This is a genomic window from Mycobacterium fragae (assembly GCF_002102185.1).
Taxonomy (GTDB): domain Bacteria; phylum Actinomycetota; class Actinomycetes; order Mycobacteriales; family Mycobacteriaceae; genus Mycobacterium; species Mycobacterium fragae.
Genome location: NZ_LQOW01000002.1, coordinates 81,655 through 107,902, shown reverse-complemented (window position 1 = coordinate 107,902; position 26,248 = coordinate 81,655). Strand labels below are relative to the sequence as shown.

Annotated in this window: 26 protein-coding genes and 1 pseudogene; 14 read left to right on the top strand and 13 right to left on the bottom strand. The window is 65.9% G+C overall.

Annotated features, from left to right (window positions below; genetic code table 11):
- The first annotated feature begins 39 nt into the window (after positions 1 to 39).
- Positions 40 to 1,458, top strand: a complete 1,419-nt coding sequence (locus AWC06_RS00545) for a CYTH and CHAD domain-containing protein (RefSeq protein WP_085193320.1) — start codon at positions 40 to 42, stop codon at positions 1,456 to 1,458.
- A 1-nt stretch (position 1,459) separates the two neighbouring features.
- Here the strand turns inward: AWC06_RS00545 and ppk2 are convergent, their stop codons facing one another.
- Together ppk2 and AWC06_RS00535 are read right to left on the bottom strand one after the other, a co-directional pair.
- Positions 1,460 to 2,338, bottom strand: coding sequence for a polyphosphate kinase 2 (gene ppk2 / locus AWC06_RS00540; RefSeq protein ID WP_085193318.1), 879 nt, complete (start codon positions 2,336 to 2,338; stop codon positions 1,460 to 1,462).
- Between the two features lie 28 nt (positions 2,339 to 2,366).
- Entirely contained in the window at positions 2,367 to 3,200 is an 834-nt protein-coding gene (locus tag AWC06_RS00535) for an oxidoreductase (protein WP_085193316.1), read from the bottom strand.
- Positions 3,201 to 3,278: 78 nt separating this feature from the next.
- Between AWC06_RS00535 and AWC06_RS00530 the strand changes: the two genes are divergently transcribed.
- Together AWC06_RS00530 and AWC06_RS00525 are read left to right on the top strand one after the other, a co-directional pair.
- Positions 3,279 to 3,746, top strand: coding sequence for a VOC family protein (locus AWC06_RS00530; protein ID WP_085193314.1), 468 nt, complete (start codon positions 3,279 to 3,281; stop codon positions 3,744 to 3,746).
- 31 nt (positions 3,747 to 3,777) lie between these two features.
- Complete coding sequence (locus tag AWC06_RS00525; RefSeq protein ID WP_139819830.1) at positions 3,778 to 4,716, top strand: D-2-hydroxyacid dehydrogenase family protein; 939 nt, start codon at positions 3,778 to 3,780, stop codon at positions 4,714 to 4,716.
- Here the strand turns inward: AWC06_RS00525 and AWC06_RS00520 are convergent.
- Both AWC06_RS00520 and AWC06_RS00515 read right to left on the bottom strand, forming a co-directional pair.
- Positions 4,696 to 5,760, bottom strand: a pseudogene (locus AWC06_RS00520) (phosphatase PAP2 family protein); the annotation flags it as partial. The gene AWC06_RS00525 and the pseudogene AWC06_RS00520 sit on opposite strands and share 21 nt — an antisense overlap.
- Positions 5,761 to 6,183: 423 nt before the next feature.
- Positions 6,184 to 7,719 (bottom strand): ATP-dependent DNA ligase, encoded by a 1,536-nt coding sequence (locus tag AWC06_RS00515; protein ID WP_085193313.1) that lies wholly within the window; start codon positions 7,717 to 7,719, stop codon positions 6,184 to 6,186.
- 96 nt (positions 7,720 to 7,815) lie between these two features.
- Between AWC06_RS00515 and AWC06_RS00510 the strand changes: the two genes are divergently transcribed.
- Both AWC06_RS00510 and AWC06_RS00505 read left to right on the top strand, forming a co-directional pair.
- A complete protein-coding gene (locus AWC06_RS00510; RefSeq protein ID WP_085193311.1) occupies positions 7,816 to 8,583 on the top strand; it encodes an SDR family NAD(P)-dependent oxidoreductase in 768 nt (255 codons plus the stop codon).
- Between the two features lie 128 nt (positions 8,584 to 8,711).
- Positions 8,712 to 10,877: an acyl-CoA dehydrogenase family protein gene (locus AWC06_RS00505; RefSeq protein WP_085193310.1), complete on the top strand. Its 2,166-nt coding sequence runs from the start codon at positions 8,712 to 8,714 to the stop codon at positions 10,875 to 10,877.
- Here the strand turns inward: AWC06_RS00505 and AWC06_RS00500 are convergent.
- Positions 10,870 to 11,265, bottom strand: a complete 396-nt coding sequence (locus AWC06_RS00500) for a Zn-ribbon domain-containing OB-fold protein (protein ID WP_085193420.1) — start codon at positions 11,263 to 11,265, stop codon at positions 10,870 to 10,872. The two genes, AWC06_RS00505 and AWC06_RS00500, sit on opposite strands and share 8 nt — an antisense overlap.
- 73 nt (positions 11,266 to 11,338) lie before the next feature.
- On the opposite strand from AWC06_RS00500, the gene AWC06_RS00495 reads away from it, so the two are divergent.
- Together AWC06_RS00495 and AWC06_RS00490 are read left to right on the top strand one after the other, a co-directional pair.
- Complete coding sequence (locus AWC06_RS00495; protein ID WP_085193308.1) at positions 11,339 to 12,538, top strand: thiolase family protein; 1,200 nt, start codon at positions 11,339 to 11,341, stop codon at positions 12,536 to 12,538.
- Positions 12,535 to 13,953: a FadR/GntR family transcriptional regulator gene (locus AWC06_RS00490; protein WP_139819837.1), complete on the top strand. Its 1,419-nt coding sequence runs from the start codon at positions 12,535 to 12,537 to the stop codon at positions 13,951 to 13,953. Before AWC06_RS00495 ends, AWC06_RS00490 begins: the two co-directional genes overlap by 4 nt.
- Before the next feature lie 10 nt (positions 13,954 to 13,963).
- On the opposite strand, the gene AWC06_RS00485 is transcribed toward AWC06_RS00490, so the two are convergent.
- Genes AWC06_RS00485 through AWC06_RS00465 form a run of 5 tightly spaced genes read right to left on the bottom strand, consistent with a single transcriptional unit; the run spans position 13,964 to position 16,751 of the window.
- The gene (locus AWC06_RS00485; RefSeq protein ID WP_211281867.1) at positions 13,964 to 14,902 is read right to left on the bottom strand and encodes an epimerase; all 939 of its coding nucleotides are present in this window, start codon (positions 14,900 to 14,902) and stop codon (positions 13,964 to 13,966) included.
- Complete coding sequence (locus AWC06_RS00480; RefSeq protein WP_085193304.1) at positions 14,899 to 15,153, bottom strand: HypC/HybG/HupF family hydrogenase formation chaperone; 255 nt, start codon at positions 15,151 to 15,153, stop codon at positions 14,899 to 14,901. Before AWC06_RS00480 ends, AWC06_RS00485 begins: the two co-directional genes overlap by 4 nt.
- A 3-nt stretch (positions 15,154 to 15,156) precedes the next feature.
- Complete coding sequence (locus tag AWC06_RS00475; protein ID WP_085193302.1) at positions 15,157 to 15,630, bottom strand: hydrogenase maturation protease; 474 nt, start codon at positions 15,628 to 15,630, stop codon at positions 15,157 to 15,159.
- Positions 15,630 to 16,403 carry a hydrogenase nickel incorporation protein HypB gene (hypB, locus tag AWC06_RS00470; protein ID WP_085193300.1) on the bottom strand — a complete coding sequence of 258 codons (774 nt, stop codon included), beginning with the start codon at positions 16,401 to 16,403 and terminating at the stop codon, positions 15,630 to 15,632. Before hypB ends, AWC06_RS00475 begins: the two co-directional genes overlap by 1 nt.
- A 12-nt stretch (positions 16,404 to 16,415) precedes the next feature.
- A complete protein-coding gene (locus AWC06_RS00465; protein ID WP_085193298.1) occupies positions 16,416 to 16,751 on the bottom strand; it encodes a hydrogenase maturation nickel metallochaperone HypA in 336 nt (111 codons plus the stop codon).
- A gap of 118 nt (positions 16,752 to 16,869) precedes the next feature.
- Here AWC06_RS00465 and AWC06_RS00460 point away from each other — a divergent pair, with 118 nt between their 5' ends.
- The gene (locus tag AWC06_RS00460; protein ID WP_085193296.1) at positions 16,870 to 17,274 is read left to right on the top strand and encodes a DUF302 domain-containing protein; all 405 of its coding nucleotides are present in this window, start codon (positions 16,870 to 16,872) and stop codon (positions 17,272 to 17,274) included.
- Between the two features lie 162 nt (positions 17,275 to 17,436).
- Positions 17,437 to 17,916, top strand: coding sequence for a 2-isopropylmalate synthase (locus tag AWC06_RS00455; RefSeq protein ID WP_085193294.1), 480 nt, complete (start codon positions 17,437 to 17,439; stop codon positions 17,914 to 17,916).
- A gap of 20 nt (positions 17,917 to 17,936) precedes the next feature.
- Here the strand turns inward: AWC06_RS00455 and AWC06_RS00450 are convergent, their stop codons facing one another.
- Positions 17,937 to 19,415: a cytochrome P450 gene (locus AWC06_RS00450; protein WP_085193292.1), complete on the bottom strand. Its 1,479-nt coding sequence runs from the start codon at positions 19,413 to 19,415 to the stop codon at positions 17,937 to 17,939.
- A 105-nt stretch (positions 19,416 to 19,520) separates the two neighbouring features.
- Here AWC06_RS00450 and AWC06_RS00445 point away from each other — a divergent pair, with 105 nt between their 5' ends.
- The 4 genes from AWC06_RS00445 to AWC06_RS00430 all read left to right on the top strand — a co-directional run bounded on the left by AWC06_RS00445 (position 19,521) and on the right by AWC06_RS00430 (position 23,736).
- Positions 19,521 to 20,177: a TetR/AcrR family transcriptional regulator gene (locus tag AWC06_RS00445; protein WP_227371019.1), complete on the top strand. Its 657-nt coding sequence runs from the start codon at positions 19,521 to 19,523 to the stop codon at positions 20,175 to 20,177.
- 10 nt (positions 20,178 to 20,187) lie between these two features.
- The gene (locus AWC06_RS00440; RefSeq protein ID WP_085193290.1) at positions 20,188 to 21,057 is read left to right on the top strand and encodes an SDR family oxidoreductase; all 870 of its coding nucleotides are present in this window, start codon (positions 20,188 to 20,190) and stop codon (positions 21,055 to 21,057) included.
- 178 nt (positions 21,058 to 21,235) lie between these two features.
- Positions 21,236 to 21,838, top strand: coding sequence for a LemA family protein (locus AWC06_RS00435; protein WP_085193288.1), 603 nt, complete (start codon positions 21,236 to 21,238; stop codon positions 21,836 to 21,838).
- Between the two features lie 56 nt (positions 21,839 to 21,894).
- Entirely contained in the window at positions 21,895 to 23,736 is a 1,842-nt protein-coding gene (locus tag AWC06_RS00430; RefSeq protein ID WP_227371020.1) for a M48 family metallopeptidase, read from the top strand.
- 15 nt (positions 23,737 to 23,751) lie between these two features.
- Here AWC06_RS00430 and AWC06_RS00425 read toward each other — a convergent pair whose 3' ends face one another.
- Together AWC06_RS00425 and AWC06_RS00420 are read right to left on the bottom strand one after the other, a co-directional pair.
- Positions 23,752 to 24,786: a DNA polymerase IV gene (locus tag AWC06_RS00425; protein WP_085193285.1), complete on the bottom strand. Its 1,035-nt coding sequence runs from the start codon at positions 24,784 to 24,786 to the stop codon at positions 23,752 to 23,754.
- Complete coding sequence (locus AWC06_RS00420; RefSeq protein ID WP_085193283.1) at positions 24,783 to 25,400, bottom strand: TetR/AcrR family transcriptional regulator; 618 nt, start codon at positions 25,398 to 25,400, stop codon at positions 24,783 to 24,785. Before AWC06_RS00420 ends, AWC06_RS00425 begins: the two co-directional genes overlap by 4 nt.
- A gap of 93 nt (positions 25,401 to 25,493) precedes the next feature.
- Here AWC06_RS00420 and AWC06_RS00415 point away from each other — a divergent pair, with 93 nt between their 5' ends.
- A complete protein-coding gene (locus AWC06_RS00415; protein WP_085193282.1) occupies positions 25,494 to 26,039 on the top strand; it encodes an NAD(P)H-dependent oxidoreductase in 546 nt (181 codons plus the stop codon).
- Positions 26,040 to 26,248 lie beyond the last annotated feature (209 nt).

The window sequence follows — 26,248 nt, the reverse complement described above, 5'->3', positions numbered from 1 at the left end:
ACAGTTTGACCGTCTGGCCCTGCGGAAACCCCTTTCAGCATGAAGAACGTTCTCGACCGCGAAGTCAAGTGGGACGTCGACGAGCGGTTCGCGTTGCCCGACCTTGGCGACATCATCGCGCATGGCCAACTCGACCATGACACCGTTGACCTGCGCACTGTCTACTACGACACGCCCGAGCGCGATCTGCAAGCTCATGGCATTCAAGTGCGTCGTCGGGACGGCTACGACGATCCGGGCTGGCAGCTCACGACGTCCTGGACTGCGGGTCCTACCGAATTGCGCTGGCCGCCAACGGATGTTCCGCCCGCTGCCATGACGAAGCTGCTGACCGGCATCAGTTTGGGGAAGCCCCTGACCAGTGTTGCGACCATTCACACGATGCGGAACCGCTACCGGATCCGCGATCCGGTAGCCAACGAGCTCTGCGCCGAGGTCGCTGACGACTCCGTACACGCTTGGGCAGATGAGCGCTTGTTGGCTTGGCGTGAGATCGAGGTTGAACTCGGGCCGCACACGCCATCGGTGCCAAAGCGGCTGACCGATCGTCTCCGGTATGCCGGAGCACGGCCGTCTCGGTATCCGTCGAAGCTTTCCCACGTGGTATCGCCCACCCCGAGTACCGAGCCGGCGTCCCCCGCGGCGCATGCCCTGGTCAGATATCTCGGAACGCAGATCGATGCGATCATGGCGGGTGATTTGGGGTTGCGTCGTGGCCACGACCCCATTCACGACACTCGGGTCGCCATCAGGCGTCTGCGCAGCACGCTGCGGGTTTTCGGGAAGCTGCTGGACCGATCGGTCGTTGGCGAGCTCGATGACGAGCTGCGATGGTTTGCGGGCCTGCTCGGCGACGTGCGCGACTGCCAGGTTCAGCGCCGCAGATTCAACGAGGCGCTCGACGGGTTTCCGGAGGAGCTCATCTTGGGACCCGTGCGGTCCCGTATTCGCAACGATCTGCAAAGCATTGAACTGCCGGCGCGCGAGCGCCTGCGTGAAGCCATGGACTCGCCGCGGTATCTGGCCATCATGGCGGTGCTACGCGAATGGCGCACCGACCCGCCGGTCGATCCCGATACCACGACTGCCGAGCTGATCCGCAAAACTCGGCGTGCCAGCCGTAAAGCCGATCGGCGGCTCACCGCCGCACTGACGGATGGTGAGGACGCGATGTTGCACCGGGCACGCAAGGCGGCCAAGCGTGCGCGATACGCCGCCGAGCTGTCCAAGCCTGCCGGTAATACGAAGAAGACGAAACAAACGATCAAGCACTACAAGCGGATTCAATCCGTGCTGGGCGACCACCAGGACACCGTGGTGGCATCAGCCACACTTCAGCAAATGGCAGTGGAGGCCGGTACAACGGTCGGCGAAAATGGCTTCAGCTACGGGCTGTTGTTCTCGCGCGAAAAACAAATCGCCGAAGAGTGCCGCCAGCAGGCTCGAAAACTGTTGTAACTCATTCGGCCAGCGCGCGGCCCACGATCAACGGATCCGGTTGTCCCACAACCTCTTCGTCCTTGTCTTCGTAGTCTGAGTTGGCAAGGACGTAGCGCATCGCGTTGATGCGGGCTCGCTTCTTGTCGTTGCTTTTGACGACGATCCACGGAGCGAAGTCGGTGTCCGTCGCGTTGAACATCTCCTCCTTGGCCGCTGTGTAGTCGTCCCATTTGTCCAGCGACTCCATGTCTACCGGCGAAAACTTCCACTGCCGAACGGGATCGACCAGGCGCATGGCGAACCGAGTGCGTTGCTCGGCGGGTGACACCGAGAACCACAGCTTGGTCAGGCAGATCCCATCAGCGACCAGCATCCGTTCGACAAGCGGTGCCTGCTCGAGGAATTCGGCGTGCTGCTCGAGCGTGCAGAACCCCAGCACCTTCTCAACGACCGCGCGGTTGTACCACGACCGGTCGAACAACACGATCTCACCACCGGCCGGCAGGTTGGATATGTAGCGCTGGAAATACCACTGCGTTTGTTCGCTCTCGGTGGGCTTGTCAAGCGCGACGGCGCGGGCACTGCGCGGATTGAGGTGCTCCATGAAACGCTGAATCGTGCCGCCCTTGCCAGCAGCGTCACGGCCCTCGAACAGAACCACGTACCGGGCATTGGTGCGCTTGCTGTCCCTCTGCAACTTCAGTAGCTCAATTTGCAGCCGCCGCTTCTCGCGCTCATATTCGTCGCGCGGCATGCGCTCGTCGTACGGATAGCCCTCGCGCCAGGTCTGGATGTGGTTGCCGTCCTGATCGCACAGGATCGGATCGTCGGCATCGTCGTAGTTGACGGTGTACCCATGTCCGGGAGTCGAAAGGGTTTCCAGATCTATCTCTGCCATGGGTTGCGAGGCTACAGCGAAGTGCCCGTCAGGTGTCGAAATTAGTGCTGGCGCTGAGCTGTTCCCAGTTTGCGATCTCCTTTGCACGCGCGTCGGCGACGTAGCGATAGGCGGCCAGGGCGTCCGGGCCAAGGAGCAGGAATGCCGGGGGCTCGGTTGATTCGACGGCCGCGATGATCGCGGCGCCGGCCTTGGCGGGGTCGCCGGGCTGGTTGCCGTGCATGGTGTCGTTCTCCTTGCGGCGTTGCCCGGCGGTGGCGGCATAGTCGTCGATGACACTGGACGACTGGGCGAGCGAGCGGCCGGCGAAGTCGGTGCGGAATGCCCCGGGCTCAACCACGGTCACCGAGATGCCGAGCGGTGCGAGCTCGCCGCGCAGGGCGCCGCTGATGCCTTCGATGGCGGCCTTGGCCGCGGAGTAGTAGCCGGAGCCCACTGGGGTCAGCTGGACACCGATCGAAGAGATGTTCACGATGGCGCCGCTGCGGCGTGCCCGCATACCCGGCAGGACGGCCTTGATCATGGCGACCGTGCCGAAGAAGTGCGTCTCGAACAGGGTGCGGACGTCGTCGTCGTCGCCTTCTTCGACGGCGGCACGGTATCCGTAACCGGCGTTGTTGACCAGTACGTCCGGGCCGCCGCCGAAGCGGTCTTCCGCCTGCTGCACAGCGTCGCGGATCTGCTCGGGCCTGGTGACGTCGAGGGCCGCGGCGAGCACCCGCTCGGGCGCGGCGTCGGCCAGGTCGGCGACCTTCGTCACGTCGCGCGCAGTGACCACCGCGTTGTGTCCGGCGCCGATCACGGCTTCGGCGAGGGCACGGCCCAGACCGGTCGAGCAGCCGGTGATGAGCCAGGTGGACATCGGCAATGTGTACTTCGGATCAAGGCGTGACGTCAACCGCTTGACCTGAACAGCCGTTGAGGTTCTAGCGTCGACGGGGTGAATCCAACTACGCACTGGCCCGACGAATTGGCGTCGATCGGGGCAATCCGTTTCGCCCGCCGCTCCGCTCGGTTCGAGCAATCCGTCGAGTTCTACCGCGATCTGGTCGGGCTGCCGCTTTGCGCCACGTTCGCGGGCAGCTACGGCAGCAACGGCGCGATATTCGGATTACCGGGATCGTCGCTGACCTTCGAAATCGTCGAGGCCGCCGAACCAGTTGCCGTCGACAGTCACGAGCAGTTGTGTCTGTACTTCCCCGACGCGGCGGCACAGCAGCAGGCGACGGCGCGCCTGCGGGCGGCGGGGCTGGAACCGGTGCAGTCCCACCCGTATTGGGAGGCGACGGGAGCCGTCACCTATCGCGATCCCGACGGCCGTGAAATCGTCTTCGCCCCATTCATATTCGGCCGCAACGAACCCGCCGAGGGCAGCGCCTCGGGAACCCACTGGAGCGCGCCGGCCTGAGGCGATCTTGCCGCTGTGGCACATTGGCACGATGCGGGTCGCAATTCTCGACGATTACCAGAACGTCGCGCTGAGCATGGCCGACTGGTCAGAGGTGACGGCGCGCGCGGACATCACCGTCTTCCAGGATCACCTCGCCGATCCAGACGCCGTCATCGAAAGGTTGATGCCATTCGACGTGGTGTGCGTGATGCGTGAGCGAACACCGTTGCCGCGCAGTGTCATCGAGCGGTTGCCGCGGCTGAAGATGATCGCGTCCACCGGCCCGTTCAACGCTTCGATCGACGTCGCGGCCGCCAAGGAGCGCGGCATCTACGTCAGCACCACCGGAGGCTATCTGGAGTCGACAGTCGAACTGACCTGGGCGCTGATCCTGGCCGCCGCCCGCCGGATCATCGACGAATGCCAGTCCGTGCGCGGCGGTGCCTGGCAGACGTCGGTCGGTCGCCAGCTCGGCGGGGCGGTGCTGGGCGTACTGGGCCTGGGCCGGATCGGCACCCGCGTGGCACGCGTCGCGACGGCGTTCGGCATGGACGTCATCGCCTGGAGCACGAACCTGACCCGCGAGACCGCCCAGCAGGCCGGGGCGACCTATGTGTCCAAGGACGAATTGTTCAGCCGAGCGGATGTGCTGACCATCCATCTGGTGCTGAGCGAGCGCACGCGTGGTCTGGTCGGCGCCGCCGAACTGGGCCTGATGAAGCCGACGGCCTTGCTAGTCAACACATCACGCGGCCCCATCGTCGACGAGACCGCTCTCATCGATGCCTTGCGGTCACACCGCATCGCGGGGGCGGGCCTCGACGTCTTCGACACCGAGCCGCTGCCGGACGGGCATCCGCTACGCACCCTGGACAACGTGGTCGCCACCCCGCACATCGGCTATGTCGCCGACCGGGTCTATCGCACCTTCTACGGGGAGGCCGCCGCCAAGATCGCCCGCTGGCTGGGCCAGGTCGACGACGGATGACTTGGCCGCGCGCCGCCGCGGCCACCAAGCCTCAGCACGACCGAGCACCAGCATCACGATCCCGGCGAGCGCCCAACCGAGCAGGATGTCGATGACGAAGTGCTCCGCGGAGTACACCAGCACGAACGCCATCGCCACCGGGTAAGCCACCAGCAGCGGACGCCACCTCGGCCTGACCCGGCGCCAGAGGAACACCGAGATCATCGCGGTCAACGCGGCATGCAGCGACGGGATTGCCGCGACCAGGTTCACGCTGGCCTGCCCGGAGTTGACCAGCGCTCCGGCCGACTGCAGATGCAACGTTCCCCAGCCCCGAGTGGAGATCCGCTCCACGAAGTGGTGGGCGCCGGGCTGGCTGATGTGCATGGCGCCCAGCAATCCGCCGTCGGGGACACCGGCGGGGCCTTTGAACATGCACGGGGGATCGGACGGTCCGCCGGCGACGTCGGCGGCGGTGCAGCGCGCGGCCGCCCACGGCGGTGCTGCCGGCAGGACGATGTAGATGATCAGCGCGCCGAACGACAACGCCACGAAGCGCCGGACAAACGCTGCCCAGTCGCTTCGGTTGCGCAGCCACAGAATTCCGGCCACCACGTAGGGCAGGATGAAAAACGACATGTAAATGCTGCTGATGATCACTTCCCACCACGGCGGCTGCGCCATCTTGATGCGCTCCTGCAACCACACCGTCGGCATCACCCCGAAGAACAACAACCGGTCCGCATCCGGCTGGAAGTGCCACAGTGTCGGCGCGCCGAGAAACGCCGCGGCCCCGCGGCTGAGGTCGTACAGCAGCAGCACAAGCGCGAACGGCAGCCAGTCACGCACCACCGTGAACACTTTGCGGCGACGACCGATGCTCGCGGCGATGAGCCCGGTGACGATGTAGAGCAACAGCAGCTCGCGGTTGAATGCGAGGCCCGCCGTCACGGTCCGGTACACCACGACAGCAGCCCAAACCGTGACCGCCACTCGTCGCGTCAACGTCAGCCGACGATCGCGGGTAACAGACTCAGCGGATGAGACGGAATCGGCTTGTTCCAGCGGCGCGGCGGGGGGTCGGCCCGCGCGGCGGAACAGCCTGGTGGCAGCCTTCTGCGGTTCGCGTTTGAACACCCGGACCTTTCGATCGGTTGTTACTGACACCAGCCCAACCTTCTCCTTGTCCGGTTATTCTCCATAAAGCATTGTGGTAAACATTTGCGGCTAAGCTGGCCGATTTGTCAAACATGCTGTTGCCGAACTACTTCAGAGCGCCTCGCGAGGAGTATTTCGTCGAACTGCAACAGCCGTTATCACCTTCTCGCATGAAGCTATGCCCCCGCTGTGAATTCGATTGGCGCAGACCATTACCCGCTCTCTTAGTGGGAGGCCTATCGACAGCACGAATTACCTTGCAGCGCAATATGGTTGCGATTCGGAATACATCGGTGTGCGCCGGCGTGTCGTGTCTACACGCGGGGCGGATCAGTCCCGCTGTAGGGCGCGAACGGTGTCGATGGTGTCGGCCTCGGCCGGGCCCTTGTCGTCGCGGTAGCGCAGCACCCGGGCGAAACGCAGGGCCAGACCGCCGGGATAGCGCGAAGACGTCTGAACACCGTCGAACCCCACCTCAACCACCTGCTCTGGTCGCAGCGGCACCACATAGCCGTCGGTGGGGCCGGTGGCCAGTTCCAGAAACCGTGCGGTCTGCCACTCCAGCATGGCGTCGGTCATGCCCTTGAATGTCTTGCCGAGCATCACGTAGCCACCGGTGGCCGGGTCGCGGGCGCCCAGATGGATGTTGGAGAGCTTCCCACGGCGCCGTCCCGACCCCCACTCGACCGCCAGCACGACCAAGTCCAGCGTGTGCACCGGTTTCACCTTGAGCCAGCCCGCGCCGCGGCGTCCGGCCTCGTAGGGCGCCGTCAGCGACTTGGCCATCACGCCTTCATGCCCGGCGGCCAGCGTGGCCGCCAGGAAACGATCGGCGGCGGAGGCATCAGAGGTCACCAGCCGGTCGACCCGATGCCGGGTCGGGGCGATCTCGTCGAGGACCGCCACGCGTTCGGTGGTCGGCGCATCGAGCAGGTCAACGCCATCGCAGTGCAAGATGTCGAAAAAGAACACCGACAGCGGCTGTGCCGCCCGGGCGGCCGCGACATCGACCGATCGGCCGAACCGCGACCCGGTGACCTGGAATGGCTGCGGCCGGTTGTCCGGCCGCAGCGCGATCGCCTCCCCGTCGGCGATCAGCTCGCTCACCGGCAGTGCCAGCGTCGCTTCCACCACCTCGGGCAGGCGGGAGGTGACGTCGTCGAGGCTTCGGGTGTAGACGGTGACCTGGTCACCCGCCCGGTGCACCTGCACCCGCGCGCCGTCCAATTTTGCCTCGAAAACGGCTGTGCCGCCGAGCTTTTCGAGCGCCTCGGTTACACCGGTGGCGGTTTGCGCCAACATCGGGCCGACCGGTCGGCCCACCCTTAGCGTGAAGGCGTCAAGCGTCGCCGTGCCCCCGGTCAGGCCCGCTGCGGCGACCGCGGGCAGATCGCCCCCCAGCATGGCCGCCCGCCGTACGGCCGTGGCGGGGATCTGTGCGGCGGCGGCGACAGCGTCGGCCATGATCCCGGCCAGCGCGCCCTGGCGCAGCTCGCCGGTCAGCAGCCGGCGCAGAAACATCTGTTCGGTCTCGGTGGCCGACGCGAACAATCCGGCGACAAGTTCGGCGCGGCGCGCCTGTGATCCCTTGCCGGTCACCGCACCGATTGCCGAGAAAGTGGCGTCGACTTCGATGACCGTCAGGCTCGGCTGCGCCGCCGCGGGCGGCACCGACCGCAACGTCGCCCACCCCACGCCGATCTGGCGTTGCCGCAGCTCGCCGGAAAGCCATGCCACGACGATCGCGACCAGTGCGGGGTCGGCCTTGGCGCGGCCGAGTAGGTCGGCGATCCTGGCGATCTTGGCCCGACGGGAAGCGGAGCCGCCCACTTCGGCCGAGGTTGTCGCCACGTCGATCAGCAGCACAGCTCAGCTTGACATGCCTGACCGACAACTCCGTGGGTCGCCGCGATAGCGTGCTGTGGCAACGGGTCAAGGATCCGGTCAAACAAGGAGGTTTGAATGGAGATCAATGGCAAGAAGGTGGCCGTCATCGGCGGCGCTTCGGGCATGGGCCGCGCCAGCGCCGAACTGCTGGCCGAGCGCGGGGCGAGCGTCGCGATCCTCGATCGCGAGGGCTCCGACGGCAAGGACGTCGCCGCCGGCCTAAAAGGTGGGGGCGGTTCGTTCTACCCGGTGGACGTCACCGACTTCACCGGCACCGAAGAGGCGCTGCAGGCCGCCGTCGACAGTCTCGGCGGATTGCACGTCACGGTGACGACGGCCGGCGGTGGCATTGCCAAGCGGACGATGTCGAAGTCCGGTCCGCACGACCTGGAATCCTTCCAGTCGGTGATCGATCTCAACCTCATCGCCACGTTCAACATCAGCCGGCTGGCGGCAAGCCACATGAGCAAGAACGAGCCGGAAGACGAGGAGCGTGGCGTCATCGTCAACACCGCGTCGATCGCGGCGTTCGAGGGTCAGATCGGGCAGGTCGCCTATACGGCGGCCAAGGCGGGCATCGCCGGGATGTGCCTGACCATGGCGCGCGACCTGGGATCGCTGGGCATCCGGGTGCTGGCCATCGCACCGAGCCTGTTCGCGACGGGACTCACGAAGGGCATCCCGGACGAATACGCCACTGCGCTGACCAAGGACGCGGCCTTCCCGCGTCGTCTCGGCCGCCCCGAGGAGTACGCCAAGTTGGTCGCGGCCATCATCGACAACCCGATGCTGAACGGCCAGTGCCTGCGCTTGGACGCCGGGCAGCGCTTCGCGCCGAAGTGACCTAGCCGCGAAGCAGACGTGACGGTCGTGATCTCGGCCCGATCGCAGCCGTCCCTTCTGTCTCGCGACTAATCCGGCATTCAGTACACTCTTTGCACAGCTCCTGCAATGACGAGGAGGGCCCTCGAATGGGTATCGCACTCACCGACGACCATCGCGAACTCGCCGAGGTGGCCCGCGCATTTTTGACCTCGCAGAAGGCCCGCTGGGCAGCCAGATCGCTGCTGGATGCGGCCGACGAGGCCCGCCCGCCGTTCTGGCACGACCTCGTCGAACTCGGCTGGCTGGGCCTGCACATCGACGAGGAGCACGGCGGCTCGGGATACGGGCTGCCCGAGCTTGTGGTGGTGATCGAGGAGCTCGGCCGGGCGGTCGCACCGGGGCCGTTCGTGCCGACCGTCATCGCGTCGGCGGTGATCGCCGCCGAGGGCACCGCGGACCAGAAGACTCGTCTGCTGCCGGGGCTGATCGACGGCAGCGTCGCCGCGGGTATCGGCCTTGGCGGCGAGGTCAGTGTCAACGACGGAGTCGCCAACGGCGATGCCGGCATCGTGTTCGGCGCCGGGCTGGCCGATCTGCTGCTGATCGCCGCGGGCAACGACGTATTGCTGCTGGAACGCGATCGCGACGGCGTCTCGGTGGACGTGCCGGCCAACCTGGACCCGGCCCGGCGCTCGGGGCGGGTCACTCTGCAGAACGTCAGCCTCACGGCCGACGACATCCTGCCCGCGGCGGCCGAATCGGCGCTGGCCCGCGCCCGCACGTTGGTTGCGGCCGAGGCGGTCGGCGGGGCGTCGGATTGCATCGACGCCGCGGTCGACTATGCCAAGGTGCGCCAGCAATTCGGCCGCACCATCGCCACTTTCCAGGCGGTCAAGCATCACTGCGCCAACATGCTCGTCGGCGCCGAGTCGGCGACGGCCGCGGTGTGGGATGCCTCTCGCGCCGCCGGCGAGGATGAGGAGCAGTTCCGCCTGGCCGCGGCGACCGCGGCCGCGCTGGCGTTCCCGGCCTATGCGCGCAATGCCGAGCTGAACATTCAAGTGCACGGCGGAATCGGCTTCACCTGGGAGCACGACGCGCACCTGCACCTGCGCCGCGCGCTCACCGTGCAAGCGCTGTTCGGCGGCGACGCACCCGCGCAAGACGTCTTCGATCGCACGGCAGCCGGTGTCACCAGGGCCAACAGCCTCGACCTGCCCCCCGAAGCCGAAGAACTGCGCAACCAGATTCGCGCCGATGCCGCCGAGATCGCCGCGCTGGACAAGGAGGCGCAGCGCGACAAGCTGATCGCCACCGGCTACGTGATGCCGCACTGGCCCAAGCCATGGGGACGCGCCGCCGACGCGGTGGAGCAACTGGTGATCGAGGAGGAGTTCGGCGCGGCGGGCATCAAACGCCCGGACTATCAGATCACCGGGTGGGTCATCCTGACCTTGATCCAGCACGGAACCCCTTCGCAGATCGAAAGATTCGTCGAGAAGGCGCTGCGTCAAGAAGAGGTCTGGTGTCAGCTGTTCTCCGAGCCGGACGCCGGATCGGATGCTGCGGGCATCAAGACCCGGGCCACCCGGGTCGAGGGCGGATGGAAGATCAACGGGCAGAAGGTGTGGACCAGCGGCGCTCACTATTGCCGCCGCGGACTGGCCACCGTGCGAACCGATCCCGACGCGCCCAAGCACGCAGGCATCACCACGGTGATCGTCGACATGAAAGCGCCCGGTGTCGAGGTGCGGCCGTTGCGCCAGATCACCGGCGGCTCCGACTTCAACGAAGTGTTCTTCAACGACGTGTTCGTTCCCGACGAGGACGTGGTCGGCGAACCCAACACCGGATGGACCGTCGCCCGCGCGACCCTGGGCAACGAGCGGGTCAGCATCGGGGGCGGCGGGTCGTATTACGCCGGCGTCGCCGCGCAGTTGGTGCAGCTGACCCAGCAGCGCGCAGATCGGTTGGCGGGCGCCGCAATTCGCGTCGGGAAGTTCCTGGCCGACGAACACGCACTGCGGATGCTGAACCTGCGTCGGGCGGCGCGCAGTATCGAGGGAGCGGGACCCGGTCCGGAAGGCAACATCACCAAACTCACGCTGGCCGAGCACATGATCGAAGGCGGCGCGATCGCCGCGGCGCTGCTGGGATCGGAGATCGCGCTGGCCCGCGGGCCGGCCGGGTTGATCAGCCGGATGGTGATGGGCGCGCGCGGCATGGCCATCGCCGGCGGCACCTCCGAGGTCACCCGCAACCAGATCGCCGAGCGGATTCTCGGTATGCCCCGTGACCCGCTGATCAAGTAGGCGCGAACACCGGGACGTAGACGGCGTCGGCACCGGTGCCGTGCTGTTCGAATCGGACTTCGACGGGCATCCCGCATGCGACTGAATCGGGTTCGCAGTCAATGATATTGGTCGCGAGCCGCAGATCCTGCTGTTCGGCCAGCTCGACGATGGCAATCACATACGGCGTTGGCACCGACGGGTTGTAGGCATGCAAGTTCACCGTATAGGTGAACACCATGCCGCGTCCGGACACCGGACGGGCAACCAGCGTGCCACCGCATTCCCGACAGCTACCGGTCGGCGGATGTACCCAGCGCCCACACTCGTCGCAGCGCTCGATGAGCAGTTGGCCGTTTTTACCGCCTGTCCAGAACGCCCGGTCGTGACCGCCGCGCTGAGGCAGCATCCGGGCCGGCAGCTCCGTCACCCGCAATACAGTACACTCTATTCACGATCTTTCGCGGTGCGGGACGGGGCTGATGGACTACTTCGAAAAGGACGCGATCCTGTCCGGCATCGGTATCTCGCGGATCGGTCGCCGCACTGGCATTCCCGGTATAGAGCTCACCCTGGAGGCGGTGCGCGCCGCCATCGCCGACGCCGGGCTGAAGCCTGCTGACATCGACGGCGTCGGCACCCTGGGGGATACCCCGGCGGCCGAAGTCGCCGCCGCATTACAGATCAGCGACGCGGATTTCGGCTTCGGGTTCGACAGCGGTGGCCTACTCACCCCGGTGATGTCGGCCTGTCGTGCGGTGGCCGAGAAACGGGCACGCCATGTGCTGGTGTATCGAACGGTGCAGATGATCGGTGGCACGGTCCCGACGTCGCCGTCTGCTGCGGCGAACACACCGCGGCCGGCGCTCGCGCGAATCGTCGAGTCGCCCACCGACGGTGAGCGACCCGCAATCGGGCCGATGGACGACGTCGCGGATCTGGTTGCCGCCCATGCGTATTCCGCGGCCAACTGGCTGGCGCTCAACTGCCGCCGGCACATGGACATGTATGGCACCACCAAGGAGCAGCTGGGCTGGCTGGCGATCAACAGCAGGCGCAACGCGGCGTTGAATCCCCTTGCGGTGTACCGCGATCCGATGACCATGGCCGACTACCTGGCTGCGCGGCCGGTGTCCACGCCGTTCGGTCTGTTGGATTGTGACGTCCCGGTGGACGGGTCGATCGCGGTGGTGGTGTCGGCGGCCGACTATGCCCGCGACTGCCCGCACCGGCCGGTGGCGGTGGAGGCGATCGGCGGTGCGGACGGCGCCGGCGGCTGGTTTCACCGCGCGGATTATCCGAAGATGGCGTCGGCCGACGCCGCGGCGCAGATGTGGTCGCGGACAGAACTGAAGCCGGCCGACCTGGATCTCGCCGAGCTCTACGACGGGTTCACCTTTCTCACCTTGGCGTGGCTGGAAGCGCTGCGGATATGCGGTGACGGCGAGGCCGGTCCATTCATCGAGGGCGCCGAGCGGATCGCCCGCGACGGCATGCTGCCGCTGAACACCTATGGCGGCCAACTCTCGGCGGGGCGCATGCACGGCTACTGGCTGCTGCACGAGGCCTGCCTGCAGCTACGAGGTGAGGCAGGGGCGCGGCAAGTGGGCCCGCGCCCAGAGGTCGCGGTGGCCGCGGTGGGCGGCGGTCCGATCGCCGGATGCATGTTGCTGACGTGTTGAGTGTCGAACCCGAGCATCGACTGGACAAGCGGGCTGCACAGATCGCGCGTCGCATCGAGGGCGACATCATTCGCCGCGGCTGGCCGGTCGGCCAATCGCTTGGCTCCGAGCAGGCGCTGCAAGAGCGCTACCGGGCCAGCCGGTCGGTGCTGCGGGAAGCCGTTCGCCTGGTCGAGCATCACCGGGTCGCGCGCATGCGCCGCGGACCAAACGGCGGCCTGCTCGTCACCGAGCCGGACGCCGCCCCGGCCACCCACGCGATCATCATCTACTTGGACTATCTGGGCACCACAATCGGCGATCTGCTCGACGCCCGCTTGCTTTTCGAACCCCTGGCGGCCTCACTTGCCGCGGAACGAATCGACGAGGCAGGCATCGAGCGCCTACGGGCGGTGCTGAACGCCGAGGAACACCGAACACCTGCCCGGTTGGCGCCGCGCGACGAGTTTCACCCAGCGCTCGCGGCGCAGTCGAAAAACCCTGTCCTGCAGCTCTTTATCGACATCCTGATGCGGCTGACCGAAAGGTATGCAGACGAGTCGCGGGCCGAGTCTCCCGGTGCTGCCGTCGCGGCGCTCGACCGGACACACCGCGAGCACACTGAGATCGTCACCGCGGTCACCGCCGGCGACGCGGCGCGCGCCAAGACGCTGAGCGAGCGCCACGCGGAATCGGTGATCGCCTGGTTGCGGCGCCACCAGGTGGGCCGGGTGCGCACGCGTCGCGAGGGACATGAGGGCAAGCGCGCAGAGGTGGTCGCGGCCAACATCCGCGACGACATCGCCGTCGGCGGCTGGCAGGTCGGTTCGGTTTTCGGGACCGAGGTCGCGCTGTTGGAACGCTACCGGGTCAGCCGCTCGGTGCTGCGAGAGGCGGTGCGGCTGTTGGAATACCACGGGATCGCGCGGATGCGTCCGGGGCCGGGCGGGGGGCTGGTGGTGGCAAAACCGCACGCGCAAGCAAGCATTGATACGATCGCGCTATACCTTCAATACCGCAAACCGTGCCGCGAAGACTTGCGGCTGGTTCGCGATGCCATCGAGATCGACAACGTCGCAAAGGTTGTCAAACGACGCGACGCGCCGGACGTGCGGGCCTTCCTCGACCGGCATCGGCTCGTGATCCAGGACGCCGGCGACGATGTGCGCAAGGGCGGCATGGAGGAGTTCTTGTTCCACACCGGGCTGGCCCAGCTGGCCGGTAATGCCGTGCTGGACTTGTTTTTACGGATTCTCGTCGAGCTGTTCCGCCGGCAGTGGGCCACTACCGAACAGCAGGCTCCGAGCCGCAACGACCTCGTCGACGTCCAACGTGCTCACTTGAGAGTCATCGAGGCGATCACCGACGGCGACGACAGCCTGGCGCGCCACCGCGCCCGTCGTCACCTGGACGCAGCCGCGTCGTGGTGGCTCTAGCCAGCGAAGTTCAGCCCAACAAGTCGGCGAGCGCATCGTCAAGAGTGGGAAAGCGGAATTCAAAGCCGCTGTCTTGCAGCACTTTTGATGTGGCATGTCGGCCGGTTAGCCCCAGAGCAGGGTCGCTGCGCAGCACCACGGCACCGAGCTTGAGTAAGGCCGCAGGCGTGGGCGGCGCCGACGGGCGGTGCAATTGTCGACGCAGGATGCCCATCAGGTCACGGTTGCGCACGGGGTGGTCGCTGGCGGCAACTACCACACCGGACGGAATGGACACGCCCGGAGTCAGGTCCAGGCACGCGCGGACAACGGCAAGCCAGTCGGAGAGGTGGATCCAGGAGAACCACTGCTGCCCGTTGCCGATCCGTCCGCCCAGCCCCCACTTGGTCAGCGAGACCAACCGGGCGAGAGCGGGTGAGTCTGGGTCGAGGACTATCGAGGTGCGCAGGATGACGCCGTGGTTGGTGTTAGCGCCCTCGAATGCCTCCTCCCAGCGCCGGGCCACACCGGTCATCTGCGGCAATCCCGTCGGTAGCGGTGTTGATTCGTCACAGTGGATTTCGCCGGCGTCCGACCAGATCGCCGTGGTGCTGGCCTGGACCCAATGTGCAAGTGGCGTTTTCAATTCTCGACTGGCGGCGACGAGTGCGCGCGTCGGGAGCACCCTGCTCTCGGTGAGCGCAGTGATGTTGCGTCGCGTGGGGCGGCAATCAACGAGTTTTCCGGCTAGGTTGATCAGCGCGGTGTTGGTTCCCTCCAGCTCCGCGGCCCAGTCACCGACGCTGCGGCCATCCCAACGCAGCTGGCGCACCGGCAAAGTCGGGTCAACTCGTCGGGTCAAGATCGCGACGTCGTGGCCGCGAGCACCAAGATCAGCCACGATCCGCCGGCCCAGCGAGCCGCTGCCGCCCGCGATGACCACCTTCAGCCCGTTGGCAGGCCTGTTCACTGGTTGTCGGTCGCGCTAGGGCCCCGGCCCATCAGCTCCAGACCGGCCATCGCCGCGTCGGCGCCGGCCTTGTCGGTCTTTTCCACCACGAAACCCATGTGGATGATCACCCAGTCGCCCGGAGCGAATGTCTCCTCCGGCAGCATGCCGACGTTGACCCTGCGCTGCTCACCGACGACGTCGACCAGGGCGAGCTGACCGTTGTACCCGTCGAGCATGTGGATGACCTGCCCCGGGATCCCCAGACACATCTGTCAAACCTCCCGTAGCATCGCCACCGCCGATTCGACCGCCGCCACCGCCTCGGGGACCGCTGCCCGGACAGCCTCGCTCAGGCCCATTCCCTCGCCGACGTCGGCGACCTCACACCCCACCACGATAGTCCGCGGCGGCGCCCCGCCGAGGGCTCGAAGGCTCGCGAACACTGTTGCCGGGTCCATGCCGTGCGCGTCCAACGCCGCAGGAGAGTCCTGCGGTTCGTGGTCGGCTTCGAAGACGTGGACCGTCCCGGGTGAGCCCCGGTTCGGGATGGCGTCGACGAGCACCAGGGCGTCCCAGTCGTCGAGCAGGTCGTAAGCCAGGTGCATGCCGCCGATCCCGTAATCGGTTGCGCGCAGCCCGTCCGACTCGCTGAGCTTTGCATGCACGTGACGCAGCACCTCGGGACCGAAGCCGTCATCGCCGAGGAAGATGTTGCCGATGCCGGCGATCAAGATCTGGGGGGACATCAGCGCGGGCTTGCCATGAACCGTCGCAGCCAATCGAACCAGTCGCCCATGCCCTCGCCCGTGCGGGCACTGACCGGCAGGACCGTGGCGGCCGGATTGACCTCGCGGACGCGGGCGAGGTAGGAGTCGACGTCGACATCCAGATATGGCACGAGGTCGATCTTGTTGAGCAGCACCACGTCCACCGCGCGGAACATCACCGGGTACTTCAGTGGCTTGTCGTCGCCTTCGGTGACCGAGTACACCATGGCCTTGGCGTGCTCGCCGACATCGAACTCCGCGGGGCATACCAGGTTTCCGACATTTTCGATGATGACGAGGTCCAGCTCCGCCAGGTCCAGCCCCTGCAGTGCGCGGTTGACCATGGGCGCGTCCAGATGGCACTCGCCGCCGAACCCGTTGCCGGTGTTGAGCAGCGATATCTGGGCGCCCCGGCCACCGAGCTTGGTCGCGTCCAGATCGGTGGCGATATCGCCTTCGATGATCCCGACGGCGAACTCGCCGGCCAGCTCGTCGAGGGTGGCGCCCAGGACCGTGGTCTTGCCGGAGCCGGGCGAGCTCATCAGGTTCAGCGCGCGAACACCGTTGCGCTCGAACGCTTCTCGGTTGTAATCGGCGCGGACATCATTTTCGGCGAAGATGGCCTCCAGCACGTCGATGCGCTCTGAGCCGGTTTCATAGCCGCTGTGATCGCCATGGTCGTGCGTGTGGCCGGCGTCGTCATGATCGTGGGCGTGCACCGTGCCGTCGTCGTGCCGATGAAACCTACCCATCGCGAGCACCTTTCATGAAACGTCCAGTGAGGTCACCAGAAACTCGTCACCGCGCAGCACCTCGACGTCGGCGCTGTCACACTGCGGGCACATCAACGACCACTGCGAGGTGATCGTCGAACGCCGGCCGCACGAACGGCAGTGCACCTCGGCGCTGACGAACTCGAGTTCCAGCTCGGCATCGGGCATGTCCTCGTAGTCGCGAACGAGTGTCCAGCAGAACGTCAGCGACTCGGGAACCACCTGGCGTAGCGCACCGATCTTGACGCGGACGATGTCGACGTGCCGGCCGTCGGCATACGGTTTGACCAGGCTGGCGATCGCTTGGCACAGCGACAGTTCATGCACGGCGGGTCACCGCCGCGGCGTACTGACGGCAGGGCAAGCCCATAGGCACCGTTGTACACCTCGACGCCCGTCGCGGCTGAATCTCGGCGCACAATGGGGGAGAAGAGAGGAGGCGACCATGGCCATCGCCTTATCGACGACCCTGCACACATCATTCGAGGATGCGGTCGAACGGACTCGGAAAGCCCTTGCGGAGAAGGGCTTTGGTGTGCTGACCGAGATCGACATGAAGGCTACGTTGAAGGCCAAGCTCGGCGAGGACATGGAGGACTACCTGATCCTCGGCGCGTGCAACCCGCAGTTCGCCCATCAAGCGGTCAACATCGACCGGCAGATCGGCGTGCTGCTGCCATGCAACGTCGTGGTGCGCCAAGACCCGGACGCGCCCGACACCGTCATCGTCGACGCGATGGACCCGCGGCTGATGGTCGACGTGACCAAGGAGCCCGGATTGGACCAGATCGCCGAGGCGGTGACCGGACTGCTTCAGGAAGCTCTTCAGGACGTGGCGGCCGCGACTTAACAACTTGCACAGAGCCGACGCCGGCGTCTAACCTCGGCGATCGTGCGTCATCTTCTCGTAGTAGCCAGCACCCGCAGCGGGGCCTGATCCAGACCGACCCCCCGCTGTGGGTCGGAAGCTACTACCCGTCGGTCAATCCTTCAGACCAGAGAAGACCGGCACATGACCACCCTCGAGCTCAGCTTTCCCAGCGGCGCCGACCGCTTCGATGGCATTCCGTTACCCCGAGCACTCCGGGAGGACGCCAGCACCATGTCGTGGAGCACATTCACAGCCACCTATGCCCCCACATCCGGCCCGGTGCGCCTGGGCCAGTGGGAATGCGCCGACGGCGAGCGTCGGGCCAGCCGGCTGGGACCGCAGCCCCGGACATTCCGAGCGACCCTGGGCCTTGGCGATCGCATCGAGACCGCGACCGCCACCGCCACGGGCCCGGTTGCCGCGCTCACAGCGATCCTCTACGACCACGGCATCGCCGTAGAGACCCTGCGGTTTCACCAGCTGCGCTCTGACGACACCACGGCGACCTTCATCCGCGGAACGGACGGCTGCCGGGCCGAGTGGGCGATGGGCTGGGCGAAGGACCCGACACAGTCGGCCCTGCGCGCGGTCGTCGCCTGTGCGAACCGGCTGTATGCCTGACGAGCAGGTCGTCTTCGGAACTACAGCGGGCGCAGCATGATCGGCATGCCGTCAATCGGGATCGGCATGCCGCCGTAATCCCACTTTGCCTGGTAGCCGGGCCGTGGGAGCTCCAGCCGGTAGCGGCGCAGCAGCCGGTGCAGGATGGTCTTGATCTCCAGCTGGCCGAAGGTCATCCCGATGCACTTGTGGGCGCCGCCGCCGAACGGCGTGAACGCGTATCGGTGCCGCTTGTGCTCGTTGCGTGGTTCGGTGAACCGGTCGGGATCGAACTTCAGCGGGTCGGTCCACAACTCGGGAAGCCGATGGTTCATGCCCGGATACGCGATGACGTTCGTGCCCTTCGGCAGGTAGTAGCCCAGCAGGTCGGTGTCGCGCACGGTCCGGCGCATGGCCCACTGCACCGGCGTCACGATCCGGATCGACTCGTTCATCACCAGGTCGAGCGATTCGAGCTTCTCCAACGCCTCGATGTCCAGCGGTCCGTCACCGAGCCGATCGGACTCGTCGCGGCAGCGCTCCTGCCACTCCGGGTGGCCGGCCAGGTGGTAGGCCATCGTCGTCGCCGTCGACGTCGAGGTGTCGTGGGCCGCCATCATCAGGAAAATCATGTGGTTGACGATGTCCTCGTCGGAGAACTTGTTGCCATCTTCGTCTTCGGTCTGGCACAACACCGACAGCAGGTCGGTGCCGTCCTTTCCGCGTTGTTCCTTGACTCGCTCGCGGAAGTAGTTCTCCAGCAGTTCTCGTGCCTTGAGACCGCGCCACCAGGTGAACGGGGGAACGCTGGTGCGGATGATCGCGTTGCCGGCGCGGGTGGTGATGGTGAACGCCTTGTTCACCTTCGTCACCAGTTCACGGTCGGTACCCGGCTCGTGGCCCATGAACACCATCGAGGCGATGTCGAGGGTGAGTTCCTTCATCGCCGGATAGAGAAGGAAGCGCGCATCGTTGACCACCCAGTCGTTGGCCACCACTTGGGACACAACCTGGTCCATCTGCTCGACGTAGCTGACCAGCCGGGAGCGGATGAACGCTTCCTGCATGATCCGCCGGTGGAACAAGTGCTCCTCGAAATCCAGCAGCATGAGTCCGCGATGGAAGAACGGCCCGATCACCGGAACCCAGCCCTGCTGTGAATAGTCCTTGTTGCGGTTGGAGTAAATCACTTGCGCGGCATCGGGTCCCAGCGCTGCGACGCCCGGGAGGACCGGGGAGTCCCCGAAGACGACCGGGCCTTTCGTGTGGTAGAGGAACATCAGATAGTCCGGCCCGCCGCGCAGCATTTCGATGATGTGGCCGAGGATGGGCAGCCCACGGTCGCCGACGACCGGCTGGAGCCCACTGCCCGGGGGCGGCTCAGCGAGTGTTCGCTTCTTGAACTCCGTGCGTAGCAGCCTGCGCTCGACGGCACCCATGCCCGGGAAGTTGTTGATCGACGGGGTGAACCGGCGCTTGGCCTGGTCCAGCAGATAATGCGGGGTGCTGATGGTCGCCATCGACGCTCCTTACCCGGTTGTGGCAGCCGTCACTGCCCCCATCCTCAGGTCAGACTTGACGGCTGTCAAGTTTGCTTTTCTGCTGGCGTGGTGCATCGTCGAAGGGTGAGCACCCAGTCCGAGACTCGTGGAGCGGCCGATCAGGGACCGCCCCTTCGGAGGGGTGACAGGCAGCGCCAGGCGATCCTGCAGGCGGTGCGTGAGCTGTTGGAGGAGAAGCCGTTCGCCGAGCTGTCGGTCAGCACCATCAGCGACCGCGCAGGTGTGGCCCGATCGGGGTTCTACTTCTACTTCGACTCGAAGTACGCGGTGCTGGCGCAGATCCTCGCCGAGGCCACCCACGAACTCGAAGAACTCACGCACTACTTCGCGCCCCGCGGCCCGGACGAATCGCCGGCGGCATTCGCCAAGCGGATGGTCGGTAGCGCCGCGGAGGTCTTCGCGCACAACGACCCGATCATGGCCGCGTGCAACGAGGCCCGGAACACCGACGCAAAGATCCGCGAGATACTCGACGGTCAGATCGACACCGTAATCGATCAGATCGTCGGGGTGGTGAACGACGAAATCGCCGCCGGCACAGCGCATCCGATCAGCGATGACGTTCCCGCGCTGGTCCGCATGCTCGGCGCGACCACGGTGATGATGCTGTCGGGCGACGTCACTTTCCTGGGGGCCGGTCGTGACGTGCAGCGTGGCCTGCGGGTACTCGAGCAGTTGTGGCTTGCATCGCTGTGGGGAGCCCAGGGCGGCAGCCGGTAGGGTCACGCCCGTGGCGCAGGCGAAGGTTCACGGGCATTTCGCGGGTAAAAGGTGCTTTCTCACCGGTGCGGCCAGCGGTATCGGCCGGGCGACTGCCTTACGGTTGGCCGCCCACGGCGCCGAGCTGTACCTGACCGACCGCAACACCGACGGTCTGGCACAAACGGTGGCCGACGCCCGCGCGCTGGGCGCCAACGTCCCCGAGCACCGGGTGCTCGATATCGCGGACTATGACGACGTCGCCTCGTTCGCCGCCGACATCCACGCCAATCACCCGAGCATGGACGTCGTCATGAACATCGCCGGGGTGTCGGCGTGGGGGACCGTCGACCAGCTCAGTCATGAGCAGTGGAGCAAGATGGTCGCGATCAACCTGATGGGTCCGATCCATGTCATCGAGACCTTCGTTCCGCCGATGGTGGCGGCCGGGCAGGGCGGTCATCTGGTCAACGTGTCCTCGGCGGCCGGGTTGGTCGCGCTGCCCTGGCATGCCGCCTACAGCGCCAGCAAATACGGGCTGCGCGGAGTGTCGGAAGTGCTTCGCTTCGATCTCGCCCGGCACCACATCGGAGTGTCGGTGGTCGTGCCGGGCGCGGTGAACACCCCACTGGTCAACACCGTTGAGATCGCCGGCGTCGACCGCGACGACCCGAAGGTGCAACGGTGGATCAGCCGCTTCAGCGGTCATGCCGTCACGCCGGAGAAGGCGGCCGAGAAGATCCTGGCCGGCGTGGCCAAGAACCGCTTCCTGATCTACACCTCGGCGGACATTCGGGCGCTATACGCGTTCAAGCGGGTGGCGTGGTTGCCCTACAGCGTGGCGATGCGACAGGTCAACGTGCTCTTCACCCGGGCGCTGCGGCCATCCTCGGCTGCGTAGCCCGTCGAAACTGCGGTGCCGGCGGGATTTCGCGCCGCTGGTCGCCGTGGGTGCAGGATGGGCGCCCTGAGCGCAGTTTCGCCGCGCGAACCAGATGTCAATATTCACCACTCCGCTTCGGACAACGTGCGACGATGAGGCCCCGTATTCAAGAGCAAACATCGAATAGGTGAACAGTATGGTCATCTCCCTTGTCGTCATCGTCGTGATCCTGGCCATCCTCGTGTTCGTCGTCGCGTTCACCGCGTGGAGCGTCTACAACGGTCTCGTCCGTCTGCGCAACGGCTACAAGAATGCTTTCGCGCAGATCGATGTTCAGCTGACTCGGCGTCACGACCTGATACCCAACCTCGTCGAAACCGCCAAGGCCTACATGGCCCACGAGCGCGGCACGCTCGAAGCGGTCATCCAGGCACGCAACTCCGCAATCACCGCACGCACGGCAGCCACCTCCAACCCTGGGGACCCGCAGGCCATGAGTCAGCTGGCAGCCTCGGAAGGGGCGCTGACGGGAGCTCTCAGCAAGCTGTTTGCGCTGAGCGAGGCATACCCAGACCTCAAGGCCAACCAGAACATGATGCAACTCTCGGAGACCCTGACCTCGACGGAGAACAAAGTCGCTTTCGCCCGCCAGGCCTACAACGACGCGATCATGAACTACAACAATAGGCGCGAAGTGTTCCCGGCTGCGCTTTTCGCGGGCATGTTCGGCTTCACCGCGGCAGCACCGCTGGAGGCAGCCGGCCCGGAGGTGCGCGAAGTCCCGCGCGTTCAGTTCTGAACTAGGCCATGGACTTCTTCGAACGCCAGCGGAAGGTACGCGCAGCGTCGAGAAGGATGGTGTTCCTTTTTATCTTGGCGGTGCTCGGGATTACCGCGATCGTGAATTTCGCGGTCATCATGCCCACCGTGTCCCAGGGAGGGGCGACGCCGCAGCAGTTGATCGTGCTATCGGTGGTCGTGAGTGGCGCGGTCCTGATGATGATTGCCGGGGTGTCCGTTGTCAGGACGATGATGTTGCGCGAGGGTGGCGGGGTCAAGGTTGCCGAGAGCCTCGGTGCGATACGCGTACCGGATATGCCAACGGACCCAAAGCTTCATCGGTATCGCAACGTCGTCGAAGAAATCGCAATCGCTTCGAGCACGCCGGTGCCCGTGCTGTATTACCTTCCGCAGGAAGCGGGAATCAACGCGTTCGCCGCGGGATACACGCCGGCGGACGCGGCGGTGTGCGTTACCCAGGGCTCGCTCGACCGGCTCAACCGTGACGAACTGCAGGGAGTCATCGCGCACGAGTTCAGCCACATCGTCAACGGCGATATGCGGTTGAGCCTCAGGCTCATCGGCGTGTTGGCCGGAATCACAGCGCTGGCGGTCATCGGCCGGATGATGTGGTATCTGGGTGGGCGCAGCCGCGACGCCCGCATCAGCCTCCCGTTGTGGGCGCTGGGGTTGGTCGTTCTGGCGGCAGGCTGGATCGGAGTCTTCTTCGGGCGGCTGATCAAAGCAGCCGTCTCCCGTGATCGGGAGTATCTCGCCGATGCATCAGCGGTCCAATACACGCGGGAGACGAGCGGGCTGACGGGCGCGCTGAAGAAGATCGGCGGGCTCGAGGCCGGGTCTCGGCTGGAGACCCCCAAAACCGAAAACGTCAGCCATATGCTCTTCGGCGAGGGCCTGAGATCCTCTGCGCTGTATGCAACTCACCCGCCGCTCATAAAGCGCATCCAGGTGCTCGAGCCTGGCTTCACTCCCACGAACCTCGAGGAGCTGCGTAGGCGGTGGTCCTCTCGACAGCCGGACGGTTTGGAGGAGGACGCCAGGATGGGCTTTGCGGACGCCGCAGTGCAGCAAGCTCCGCCACGCCGCCTCAGCCCTGCCGAATACGCAGCGGCCGTTGGCAATCCGACCGCCGCTTCCTACGAGGCGGGCGTACGCGTCCGCAAAGCGATACCGCAGAACCTTGCCGACCTTGCGCACAATTCCGCCACTGCGGTTCCGTTGATCTATGGCTTGGTCTTCGACCGCAATCAGAATGTCAGGCAGGCTCAGTACCGGATCGTCGCCCGGTATCACGGCAAGCAGGTGGCCGATGAATCGTGGCGATCTGCCGCGGAGGTGGCGCAGCTCGACCCGAGGTTGCGTTTGCCCGTTGCATCCATCGCCTTCCCTGCTCTGCGCGGTCGCGCCGAGGCTGAGACGCGACTGATGACCTCTGTTCTCGGCGAACTGATCAACGCCGACGGTCAGATCGACATCTTTGAATACTGTCTTGGCACACTCGTTTTCGTCAGCTTGAATGAGGCTTTGACGTCAGGGTCGCCGTGGAAGAGCAGGCGTCAGAGCCTGGCCAGCGCCCAAAGCGCCATCTGCTGCCTCATCGCTGTGCTGGCACAAGCCGCTAACAGGGACCCGCGGAGCGCGGCTGCGGCATTCCAGGCGGGGATCGCCGTCGCATTTCCCCAGACACGGATTCCGTTCCGGCCAGTCCAACAGGGCGTATTCGCGCTCGAACAAGTGTGGCCGGTGATCGACGGACTCGAAGGCAACGACAAGGCCACCCTCGTCGCCGCCGTCGTGACGACCGTAATGGCAGACAGGGTCGTCACTGAGGAGGAGTCCGAGCTGCTCCGAACCGTGTGCGGGGTGCTGCACTGCCCGGTTCCACCCGTCGTCTAAGACGCCGTTGCCACCTCAGTCAGGCATTTGCAGTTCCAGCCGTACCCCGAGTAGCCGGATCGGGCGGTCCAGCTCGAACAGGTCCAACACGCGCAGCGCTGTCGCGACGACGACGTCGGCGTCGGTCGTGGGCTCGTCCAGCTTGCGAATCTTGGTGCGGGTGAAAAACGTCGCGGTGCGTACGGTGACGGCTACCCGGGTGACGATCCGCGACTCAGCGACCACCTCGCTCAATGCTCGTCGCGCTAATTCTGTTACCGCCGCGTCCATTTCGTCTCGGTCGGTCAGATCACGCGGAAAGGTGACGACGTGGCTGCGCGACCGCGGCACCCAGGGCTCGGCACTGACCACGTCGTCGCCGCCGCCGTTGGCCAGCAGCAGCAGCCACAGCCCGGTGCGCGGGCCGAATGTCGATGTGAGCAGCTCGGCGTCGGTGTGTGCGAGCTGCCAGACCGTGTTGATGCCAAGAGTGGCAAGCTTTTTCGCTGTCTTAGGGCCAACCCCCCACAGCGCGTCGACCGGGCGGTCACCCATCACGCTCATCCAGTTGGCGTCGGTGAGCGTATAGACGCCGGCGGGTTTGGCGAATCCGGTGGCGACCTTGGCGCGCTGCTTGTTGTCGCTGATGCCCACCGAGCAGGACAGCCCGGTTTCGGTGGAGACGACCGTGCGGATCTGCTCGGCGAGCTCTGTGGGGTCATCGACTTCGGCGCCGACGAACGCCTCGTCCCAACCCCACACCTCGACCGGATGGCCAAGATCGCGCAGCAGTCCCATCACCTGCTCGGAGGCGGCGTCATAGGCGGCCGGATCCGACGGCAGGAAGGTGGCTTCGGGGCAATGGCGGGCGGCAGTGCGCAGCGGCATACCCGCATGCACCCCGAACTGGCGCGCTTCGTAGGAGGCGCAAGTGACGACCTTGCGCGGCTCGGTCGGATCGCCGCTGCCGCCTACGATGACAGGCAACCCGGCAAGTTCAGGGTGTCGGCGCAGTTCGACCGAAGCCAGGAACTGGTCGAGGTCGACGTGCAGAATCCAGTGCGTAGTCATCGACCACAAAGCTTGCGCGCCAAGCTTTCCCACGCATCGCCCAACGTCTCCAGGGTATGGCCCCCGTGGATGAGTTGATGCTCGACGTAGTCGGCGTCGAGCAGGGCGAGCAGGGCATCGGCCTGGATGTCGAGGTTCCCGCTGGCGCCGGCCGCCTCCAGCAGCACCCGCACATGCGTCCGTTGCACCGCGGCGGGCGCACTGTAGCGGGCCTCGCGGCTGGCCGCCGAGAGCAATTCGTGGTGGGCATGGACGAAGCAGATGCGCTCCCGGCCGTACGCCACCAGCCGATCCAGCGGCGGCGCATCCGGGCCCAGCGGCGGCGGACCGAACAGAAACGCCTGCTGGCTGGCCCGCTCGTCCTCGTCGAGCAGCACCATCATCAGCCCGGCCCGGCTGCCGAACCGGCGGAACACCGTGCCCTTACCGACGCCGGCCGCGGCGGCGATGTCGTCCATGGTGACGGCGTCGGCTCCACGCTCGGCGATCAGCCGACGCGCCGCGTCCAGCAGGAGCGCGCGATTGCGGGCTGCATCGCCACGCTCTTGCGGGCCGGAAGGTGCCTCCAAGGCGACGGAAATGGGCAGCTCACCCGGCCGGTTGACGACGCTCATCACTGCACTCTAACGCCGCCGGAATAAACCGGACCACGGTCCGGTTTGGTCGGTGGAAGGATGTATACCAACTATCGAAGGGAATTGCCAAGGATGCCGAAGATCACGATCTTGGCTTTGGTAGGCAGCTTGCGTGCGGCGTCGGTCAACCGCCAGATCGCCGAGTTGGCGGCCGAGGTTGCCCCGGACGGCGTCACCGTGACGATCTTCGACGGGCTGGCCGAGCTGCCGTTCTACAACGAGGACATCGACAATGAGCACGACCTGCCGGCGTCGGTCGCCGCGCTGCGACGTGCGGCCGCTGAGGCCGATGCCGCATTGGTGGTCACGCCGGAATATAACGGCAGCATCCCCGCCGTGATCAAGAACGCGATCGACTGGCTTTCCCGGCCATTCGGCCGCGGCGCACTGAAAGACAAGCCGTTGGCCGTCATCGGCGGATCGCTTGGCCGCTACGGCGGCGTCTGGGCGCACGATGAGACGCGCAAGTCGTTCGCGATCGCCGGCCCGCGGGTCGTCGAGGCGATCAAGCTCTCGGTGCCGTTCCGGACGCTCGACGGCAAGCACCCGCGTGAGCACGCCGAGCTCGCCGCAAACGTGCGCGACGCGGTGGGCAAGCTGGCCGCGGAGGTCAGCTGAGGCCTCACGCCGAGGTTTGCTGTGACGCGCGCGCGGGTGGATTTCGCGGCGTAGTTGTCGGTGGCTAGTGGTAAAACCTGCGGCATGATCGGAACGCGGCTGACGAGGCCAAATTGTGATCTACGACACGCCGATAAGGGGCGCTTGCGAGCGCTTACGACCAGGGAATTTCATGAATGTTGTTCAGAAGATGTTGTATCCCTTCTTAT